The sequence below is a fragment of the Bradyrhizobium sp. genome (assembly GCF_016462955.1).
Taxonomy (GTDB): Bacteria; Pseudomonadota; Alphaproteobacteria; order Rhizobiales; family Xanthobacteraceae; genus Bradyrhizobium.
In genome coordinates this window covers 1-8,396 of record NZ_JAEMSD010000308.1, presented here as the reverse complement: position 1 = coordinate 8,396, position 8,396 = coordinate 1, and the positions used below count along the sequence as shown (strand labels likewise).

General features: G+C 65.7%; 12 protein-coding genes. 6 read left to right on the top strand and 6 right to left on the bottom strand.

Annotated features, from left to right (window positions below):
- The 5 genes from JHD07_RS25995 to JHD07_RS25975 all read left to right on the top strand — a co-directional run.
- On the top strand, positions 1-822 hold an 822-nt coding region (locus tag JHD07_RS25995), incomplete at its 5' end, for an adhesin (protein WP_291627248.1).
- A 227-nt stretch (positions 823-1,049) separates the two neighbouring features.
- On the top strand, positions 1,050-1,490 hold the full coding sequence (locus JHD07_RS25990; protein WP_291627247.1) for a nuclear transport factor 2 family protein: 441 nt from the start codon (positions 1,050-1,052) through the stop codon (positions 1,488-1,490).
- Positions 1,491-1,837: 347 nt separating this feature from the next.
- Positions 1,838-2,749: a hypothetical protein gene (locus JHD07_RS25985; RefSeq protein WP_291627252.1), complete on the top strand. Its 912-nt coding sequence runs from the start codon at positions 1,838-1,840 to the stop codon at positions 2,747-2,749.
- Between the two features lie 214 nt (positions 2,750-2,963).
- Positions 2,964-3,386 carry a hypothetical protein gene (locus JHD07_RS25980; protein WP_291627245.1) on the top strand — a complete coding sequence of 141 codons (423 nt, stop codon included), beginning with the start codon at positions 2,964-2,966 and terminating at the stop codon, positions 3,384-3,386.
- A gap of 305 nt (positions 3,387-3,691) precedes the next feature.
- Positions 3,692-3,829 (top strand): hypothetical protein, encoded by a 138-nt coding sequence (locus JHD07_RS25975; RefSeq protein ID WP_291627243.1) that lies wholly within the window; start codon positions 3,692-3,694, stop codon positions 3,827-3,829.
- A 32-nt stretch (positions 3,830-3,861) separates the two neighbouring features.
- Here JHD07_RS25975 and JHD07_RS25970 read toward each other — a convergent pair whose 3' ends face one another.
- From JHD07_RS25970 to JHD07_RS25960, 3 genes are all read right to left on the bottom strand, one after another.
- Positions 3,862-4,008, bottom strand: coding sequence for a hypothetical protein (locus JHD07_RS25970; protein WP_212341797.1), 147 nt, complete (start codon positions 4,006-4,008; stop codon positions 3,862-3,864).
- Between the two features lie 196 nt (positions 4,009-4,204).
- Positions 4,205-4,687, bottom strand: a complete 483-nt coding sequence (locus JHD07_RS25965) for a MaoC family dehydratase (RefSeq protein WP_291627238.1) — start codon at positions 4,685-4,687, stop codon at positions 4,205-4,207.
- Entirely contained in the window at positions 4,687-5,139 is a 453-nt protein-coding gene (locus JHD07_RS25960) for a MaoC family dehydratase (RefSeq protein WP_291627237.1), read from the bottom strand. Before JHD07_RS25960 ends, JHD07_RS25965 begins: the two co-directional genes overlap by 1 nt.
- 181 nt (positions 5,140-5,320) lie before the next feature.
- Between JHD07_RS25960 and JHD07_RS25955 the strand changes: the two genes are divergently transcribed.
- A complete protein-coding gene (locus JHD07_RS25955; protein WP_018648333.1) occupies positions 5,321-5,617 on the top strand; it encodes a DUF4282 domain-containing protein in 297 nt (98 codons plus the stop codon).
- A 116-nt stretch (positions 5,618-5,733) separates the two neighbouring features.
- Here the strand turns inward: JHD07_RS25955 and ychF are convergent, their stop codons facing one another.
- From ychF to JHD07_RS25940, 3 genes are all read right to left on the bottom strand, one after another.
- Complete coding sequence (gene ychF, locus JHD07_RS25950; RefSeq protein WP_291627227.1) at positions 5,734-6,831, bottom strand: redox-regulated ATPase YchF; 1,098 nt, start codon at positions 6,829-6,831, stop codon at positions 5,734-5,736.
- Between the two features lie 171 nt (positions 6,832-7,002).
- Complete coding sequence (pth, locus tag JHD07_RS25945; RefSeq protein ID WP_291627225.1) at positions 7,003-7,614, bottom strand: aminoacyl-tRNA hydrolase; 612 nt, start codon at positions 7,612-7,614, stop codon at positions 7,003-7,005.
- Positions 7,615-7,674: 60 nt separating this feature from the next.
- Positions 7,675-8,391 (bottom strand): 50S ribosomal protein L25/general stress protein Ctc, encoded by a 717-nt coding sequence (locus JHD07_RS25940; protein WP_291627250.1) that lies wholly within the window; start codon positions 8,389-8,391, stop codon positions 7,675-7,677.
- Positions 8,392-8,396: the final 5 nt, after the last annotated feature.

Below are 8,396 nucleotides of genomic sequence, written 5' to 3'. Positions count from 1 at the left end.
CAGGGCAGCGGTGCGGTCGCCAGCGCGAGCGGCGCCGTCGCAGTTGGCCCCGGCGCGCAGGCGACGGCCGTCAACGCAATCGCCCAGGGCAACGGCGCCGTCGCCAGCGGCGCCCATGCGATCGCGGTGGGAACAGGCGCCGTCGCCACCGGCTCCGTCGCGGTCGGAAATGCCGCCCAGGCCGCCAATGGCGGCGCCGCATTCGGCGACTTTGCGGTGGCGACCGGCGGCACGGCTAACGTGTCGTCGTCGACCGCTCTCGGCAATTCGGCCGTGGCCACGACGGCCAATGCCGTTGCGGTCGGCCAGAGCGCCACGGTCGCAGCCGTCGGCGGTACGGCCCTTGGCGCGGGCGCCGTCGTGCAGGCGGCGGCCACGAATGCCGTGGCCATCGGCACGGGCTCAGTCGCAACTGCTGCGAACACGGTGTCGGTGGGATCGGCAGGCAATGAACGTCGCGTCGTCAACGTGGCCGCCGGCATTGCGCCGACTGACGCCGTCAATGTCAGCCAGCTCAACGGCATCACGTCCGGCTTCCAGAGCCAGCTTAGCGGGCTGCAGAGCCAGATCACGACCAACCAGCTCGAAGCGCGCCGCGGTATTGCGGCCACGGCGGCTCTTGCCGTCGCCGCCACGCCGTCCGGCCCCGGCCGCACCACGGTCTCGCTCAACACCGGCTTCTTCCAGGGGCAGACCGGCGTCGGCGTCGCCGTCGCTCACCGCCTCAACCTTTCTTCGGCCATGCCGCTGATGGTGCAAGGCAGTTTCGCGAACGCGGGCGGGATGAACGTCGGCCGCGCCGGGGTGGCGGTAGAATTTTAGGGCCGCTGCGGCCCGGTCTGTCGCCGATAGCCCGGTAAATACGGGATTCCGTTACAAATCCCAGAAAGCCCGCTCAATGCTGCATTGCGAAAACGTGAATTGCGTTTTGGCCGAACTGCGCTACATTATTTGTATACAAATGAGTTGATCACCGTTGATCGCCCCTGCGCCTTGATTGTGCATGGGGTCGTTTTTCGTTTTCGCAAGCCAGCTTCAGGACTGCCCAAATGACAGAGCACAGCCTCTGGCGTTTCTCGCGCGCGTTGCACCGCGCGATCAACGACCGGCATTTCGGGGATATCGAGGCCCTGATCGACGAGGACGTCGAGTGGGCGCTCTACGGCCCGATCGACATGTTTCCGTTCCTCGGCGCGCGCCAGGGCAAGGCGGCCGTGCTCGACGTGATCCGGCAGCTTGCCGACAATTTCGACGTCCGCCGCTTCGACCGCGAGAGCATCATGCTCGGCGTCGATTCCGCCGCCTCGATGGTGCGCTATTCGCTGACGGCGCTGGATTCCAACAAGCCCATCAGCTTGCGCGTCGCGCAGTTCGCCCAGTTCAGGGCGGGCAAGCTCGTCAGCATGCGCGTGCTGATCGACACCTTCGACCTGGTCGAGCAGGCACTCGGCCGCGCGATTCATCTGCCGAAGATGACCCGCGTCGGCTGACACATGATCGGGACTAAGTGCGAGGCGGTCTTCCAAGAAGATCATGCGCAGACAACAACCTGAAGCGGGATGCGATCATCGCGCTTCAGGGGGGACGCCAACGGGCCCCGCTTGTCGGGACCGGTGACGAGGCGATCGCGACGTCCTGGCCTCCAGCCCCGCCGGATGCCGTCGCATCACAAACCCGTCATCGGGCGCGCGCCTTTCGCGCGGCCCGTTGGTTCGCTTCCATCGATAACCGCCACAATTCCGTAAAGATGGATCAGCATCCTGTGAGCGGAATGGCGCATGGCCGCACGCCGATGTATGTTGTCGGCAAGCATGCGCTGGGGTTCGCGGGCAGGACGATGGAATTCTCGACAGGGTTTGGCTGGACCAGGCTGCCATTGCTGGCGGCTGCATTCATTCTCGGCTCGGTGCTGACGTTACAGGCGCAGATCATTCCGCCCGCGTCGGCCGCGCCTGACGACGAGGCCGAGATCGAGGCGGCCGAGGCTCCCGACGCGAACGACCCCGACGTGCTCAAGGGCATCGATGTCGACAAGCTCGACTGGAGCCAGCTCGCGGTCGATGCCGGCACCGGCATCGACCCCATGGCCGCCAAAAAGCGCGCCCAGGCCGCCGCCAAGGAAGGCCTGGACTGGTCCTCGAACTCCAATGCCAACGGCTCCTCGGCGGTGACGGTGAAGCAATCCGTGTTCTCATTCTGGGATACCCGTGTCGGCGCCGACATGACGGTGGCGAGCGAGCCCAGGACGATGTCCGAGCTGCTGGCGCAGAAGGCCACCAATGGCGGCAGCCTGCCGCAATCCTCCGGCAGCGCCTGGGCCACGGCGACCGCACCGGGCGCGGGCGCGATCTGGGACAAGACCGCGGTGGAAGCCCGGGTCGATCCCGGCGCCGAGCACAGCAAGATCGGGGCATCGCTGACCAAATCGGTGCCGCTGTCCGGCGACACGTCGCTGACGCTCCAGAACGGCTACAGCGTCAACCAGCAGGGCACCAGTGCGGTCCCCGGCATCGGCGGCCACATCACGCGCAATTACGAGACAGACCAGACCGCCAAGCTCACCCTCACCGACACCGGCACCAGCGTCACCGCCGGCCAGACATTGTCGACCACCGACGACAAATGGCTGCGCAAGTTCGGCGCCGAGCAGAAGCTGTTCGACAACGTCACGGTATCAGGCTCGGTGGGCGAAACCGCGCAAGGCGCGCTCAACAAGAGCGTGACGGCCGGCTTCAAGAAGAGCTGGTAACGCGAAGGGCGCGCTCCTCACCATGAGGGACGGATTTGGTGCGCGCAGCGCCGTTCATACTCTCCTAACCATAAGCCACGGCAAAACCCCCGAATCGTCCGCCCTTGCCGTATCTCGGCCAAGTTGCGGTCAAAATCCGGCGCCCTAGTCGGATTACCGAATTCGTCGTGCGGGGGACACTCGCGCTGCGCTCAACGCGAACAGGGGAACAACGATGAACGCCATGCGTCCCGAAAAGATCGAGACCACCGAGACCGAGACGGTCGACACCAACCTTGCCGCCGTGACCGAGGTCGAGGCCGGCATCCGCGATTTCGTGCGCAACGACATCGCCTATCTGCGCCGCCCGGCAGCCGCCACGACCGATGCGCCGCCGCTCGACCCGAGCGCGGAAGCCACCGTCAACAACGTCAACTCGCTGATACAGCGCGTCGCCGGCACCTCGCTTGCCGAGATCGAGAACCTGGTCTCCGAGCTAGAGAGCCTGCGCGACCTGCTGCACGCCGAAGGCCAGCGCGTCCAGCGCGAGATCTCCGGCTACGCCCAGCTCAGCCAGGCCGCGATGAAGTCGACCCGCATGATCGCCGACAATGTCGCGCAGTGGAAGCGCGCCGCCGACGGCCTGCGCAACAGCTGACCGCCACGAACAGCATCATTGGCCGCCGCGTTTCCGGACGGGAGCGCGGCGGTTTTGATTCGTGCGGGGGCACGCAAGCGTTTCTCCGACACGGGTGTCATCACCCGCGTAGGCGGGTGATCGAGTATTCCAGCAGCGCCGGTCATTGAATCGAGAGGCCGCGGCGTACTGGATTCCCCGCCTGCGCGGGGAATAACAGCGGAGAATGTGGAGTGGCCAACAGCCACCTTTGAACCCATCACCCCTCACCGGCGACCAAAGGCCGAGCGCCCGCAGCCTGTGCGGCCGGGCTTGGGGGACATCTCATGGAAAGCATTCGGCCCGACACCACGGACCCGATCCCGTTGCGGCCCGCGCCGAATCAGCTGGGCACGATCATGCTGCGCTTTGTCGGGCTGTTGGCGGTTGCGGTCGCGGTGCTGGCGTTCGTCTATAGCCGCTGAGGCGGGCCTGCCCCCGGGACGTTAACAATTCCTTACCGGTCCGCTTCCACCGTCGAGGCTTCCAGGGTGTAGCCGCCATCGGCATAGCCCTTCACCACCATGCCGGCGACCAGCATCACCGCGAGCGTCGCGGTGGCGAAGATGAATCCAACGAATTTGAGTGCGCCGCGGTCTGCCATGGTCCTCGTCCCCTGTCGCTGCCTGTTCGTTTCAAATACGCAGCGACAGGTTCATAATTAGTTAGCAACTCACTGGTTCCGCCGAACTGCGTCGGGGCAACCATGTTCCGGAGGCTTATGGCAGCCACCCGGAATCGCGTCCATAGCGCGCGGGCAACACTCGCGCAGTCATTTGACCGTTCATCTTGGAACGGCTCTAGGCGCTCTTCGCGCGCATCGGAACGAAGGCCGAGGCGGTAATGGAATAGACTTCCTCGCCGCGCTGATTGGTGCCGGTGGTGCGCGCGGTCAAGATACCCCAGCCGGCGCGCGAGGCGGATGTGCGCTTGTCGACGACGACGTTGACGTAGGCGACGGTGTCGCCGGCGAGCACCGGCCTGATCCAGCGCAGATCGCGAAAGCCCGGCGACGGGCCCCACACGGCAACCTCCTCGCCGCGCGCTGCGGCTTCGCGCGCCAGGCGCTGGCCATCGGCGACAAGCAGGCTCATGCAGGCGGAGCCGACATGCCAGCCGGAGGCGGCGAGCCCGCCGAACAGCGAGTTCTTGCCTTCCTCCTCATCGAGGTGGAAGCGCTGCGGATCGAACTTGGCGGCAAATGTCTTGATGGCGTCGGCCGTGAACATGTAGCTGCCGATCTCGCGGCGCTGGCCGATCGCGATGTCTTCGAAGAAGCGCATCAGGCCGCTCCCTCGCGCCGCTTGATCAGGATCGGCGAGGTCATCTCGGCAAGCGCCTGCCCCGCCGCGTTGCGCGCGGTGCATTTGAACTTGACGATGCCGAGCTCCGGCCGGCTCTTCGAGCCACGCGCCTCCAGCACATCGACGTCGAGCGTGAGATCGTCTCCGGGGCGCAGCGGTGACAACCAGCGCACCTCGTCGACGCCGGGCGAGCCGAGCGAAGCGGCGCGGGTGATGAAACCGTCGGCCATCATCCGCATCATCAGCGAGCAGAGATGCCAGCCCGAGCCGGACAGGCCGCGCAGCATGCTCTTGGCTGCCGCTTCCTCGTCGAGATGCATCGGCTGCGGATCGAACTCGGCGGCAAAGGCCAATATCTCGTCGCGGGTGACGTGGCGCGGGCCGAACGTGCCGAACCGGCCGGGCGGGAAATCTTCGAAGGTCAGGGTCATCTTTGGAAAGCTTTGAGGAATGACAGATTGTGGCCGCACTTTGCGGCAATCTCAACCCGCCGGCCCGCATGGCACGTGCTACATATCAGGCGGCGGCTTTGGCCTTGAGTCGCATCAGCCGCGGGCCAGTATCCCGGGCTTCGTCCCGCCCGGAAATCCCGATTTGCCCCTGGGGAGAGCAATGTTTTCATTCAGCGACCTGTTTCAATGGGACCGCTTCATCACGCCGACGATCATCAAGACTTTCTACTGGCTGGTGATCGCGCTGATCTGCCTGTTCGGTCTCTCCGGCATCTTCTCAGGGCTCGCTGCGATGGCGATCAGCCCGTTCGGCGGTTTCCTGGTGCTGCTGTCGTCGATCGCGAGCGTCGTGGTCGGCATCGTGTTCTCGCGCATCGTCGCGGAGCTGATCCTGATCGTGTTCCGCATTAACGAGCATCTCGGCGCGATAAGGGATCAGGGCGGCGGGATGCGGTGAGGCCGGTGTCGTAGGGTGGGCAAAGCGAAGCGTGCCCACGATCTTTCTCAACAGTGACAAATGGTGGGCACGGCGCGATGCGCCTTTGCCCACCCTACGGCATCGGTGTTTCCAGCTTACGTATTAAACCTGAAATGCATCACGTCGCCGTCGGCGACGACGTAGTCCTTGCCTTCGAGCCGCAGCTTGCCGGCATCGCGCGCGCCGGCTTCGCCGCCGAGCGCGACGTAATCCTCGAAGGCGATGGTCTCGGCGCGGATGAAGCCCTTCTCGAAATCGGTGTGGATCACGCCGGCCGCCGCGGGCGCCTTGGTGCCGCGATGGATGGTCCAGGCGCGGGCCTCCTTCGGGCCGACGGTGAAATAGGTGATGAGGTCCAGCAGCGTGTAGCCGGCGCGGATCAGGCGGTCGAGGCCGGCTTCCTCCAGCCCCAGCGTCTCCAGGAACTCGGCGCGCTCCTCCCGCGAAATGGTCGCGATCTCGGATTCGATCTTGGCGGAGATGACCACGGCGACCGCGCCTTCCTTGGCCGCCTGCTCCTCGACCGCCTTGGAGAAAGCGTTGCCGGTCGCGGCCGAGCCTTCCTCGACGTTGCAGACGTAGAGCACGGGCTTCGACGACAATAGGCCGAGCATTCCGAAGGCGCGCTCCTCCTCCGGCTTGCGTTCGACGAGGCGCGCGGGCTTGCCCTCGCGCAACAGCACCAGGGTGCGGTTCACGAGGTCGAGCTGCTCCTTGGCGTCCTTGTCGTTGCCCTTGGCCTTCTTGGTCAGGTTGTCGACGCGCTTCTCGAGGCTGTCGAGATCGGCGAGCATCAGCTCGGTCTCGATGGTCTCGATGTCGGCGAGCGGGGCGATCTTGCCCTCGACATGGGTGATGTCGGAATCCTCGAAGCAGCGCACCACATGCGCGACGGCGTCGACCTCGCGGATGTTGGCGAGAAACTGGTTGCCGAGGCCCTCGCCCTTGGAGGCGCCGCGCACGAGGCCGGCGATGTCGACGAAGGTCAACCGCGTCGGGATGATCTGTCCGGACTTGGCGATGGCGGCGAGCTTCTCCAGCCGCGGATCGGGGACGGCGACCTCGCCGACATTCGGCTCGATGGTGCAGAACGGATAGTTCGCAGCCTGCGCCGCGGCTGTCTCGGTCAGCGCGTTGAACAAGGTCGACTTGCCGACATTGGGCAATCCGACGATCCCGCATTTGAATCCCATGGTCTCTTCCAGTCTTCGCGCCGCGGGCGCGTGCGTTCGTTGAAGTCGTCATGCCCGGCCTTGTGCCGGGCATCCACGTCCTTCGCTCCGCGGAGAAAGAAAGGCGTGGATGGCCGGGTATCTGACGCAAAGACGCGCTTCGCGCTTGTGCCCGGCCATGACGGAGAGAGATCAGTTCGATTTCTCTCCGTTGTCGTCCTTGGTCAAAAATCCCTTGGCCTGCATGGCCAGATGAACCCTGTTGGCAAAGGTCGCGTCCGTGCCCTTGGCGACGAGACCTGCGTGCTCGGCGACCGCCTCGCACAGCGTCATCACCCAATCGTTGTCGGCCTTGGCGAAGTCCGACAGCACGTGGCCGTGCACCAGTTCCTTGACGCCGGGATGACCGATGCCGAGGCGCACGCGGCGGTAGTCGTTGCCGATATGCGCCGAGATCGAGCGCAGCCCGTTGTGTCCGGCGATGCCGCCGCCGATCTTCACCCGCACCTTGCCCGGCGGCAGTTCGAGCTCGTCGTGAAACACCGTGACGTCGCCGGCCGCGATCTTGAAGAAGCCCGCCGCCTCCTGAACGCTACGGCCGGACTCGTTCATGTAGGTGGTCGGCTTGAGCAGGATCACGCGCTCCGTGCCGAGCGCACCTTCCGAGGTCTCGCCCTGAAAGCGGCGGCGCCACGGCGCGAAGCCGTGACGTCGCGCAATCTCGTCGACCGTCATGAAGCCGATATTGTGCCGGTTACGTGCGTATTTCGCGCCGGGATTGCCGAGCCCAACAAAGAGTCGCATGACGCGGCGCGCCCCTCGCTCGGCGCGCGGTCAGGGACCGCGCGCGCCAGCCTTGAGAGATTACTTCTTCTTGTCGCCGCCGGCGGGAGCCTTGGCAGCCGCAGCCGGAGCAGCAGCGCCCGCAGCCGGAGCTGCCGCAGGAGCAGCGCCCGCGGCCGGAGCCGCGCCACCAGCAGCCGCCGCAGCAGCAGCCTTCTGCTCTTCGGCGTAACCGGACGGCGGCACGATGGTGACGAGGGTCGCGTCCTCGCGGGTCAACGCCTTCACGCCGGCCGGCAGCTTGATGTCGGTCAGATGCAGGGAGTGACCAATCTCGAGGGAGCCGACATCGGCCTCGATGTATTGCGGAATGCTCTCGACGCCGCATTCGAGCTCGATCGCGTGAGCGACGATGTTGACGGTGCCGCCGCGCTTCACGCCCGGAGACGTTTCGGCCTTCACCACGTGCAGGGGCACGCTGATGCGGATGGTGGCGCCTTCGCCGAGCCGCATGAAGTCGACATGGATCGGGAAGTCCTTGACCGGGTCGAGGTGATAGTCGCGCGGAATGACGCGGTGCTTCTTGCCTTCGAGGTCGATGTCGACCAGCGTGGTCAGGAACCGGCCGGCGAGGATGCGCTGGCGGAGCTCACGATCCGCGATCGAGATCGTGACGGGGGGCTGGTTGTTGCCGTAGATCACTCCGGGCACTCTGCCGGCGCGACGCTCAGCCCGGGCGGCCCCCTTGCCGCTCTTCGGACGTGCGGTCGCCTTCAATTCCTTGACGGTCGTCGCCATGTCGT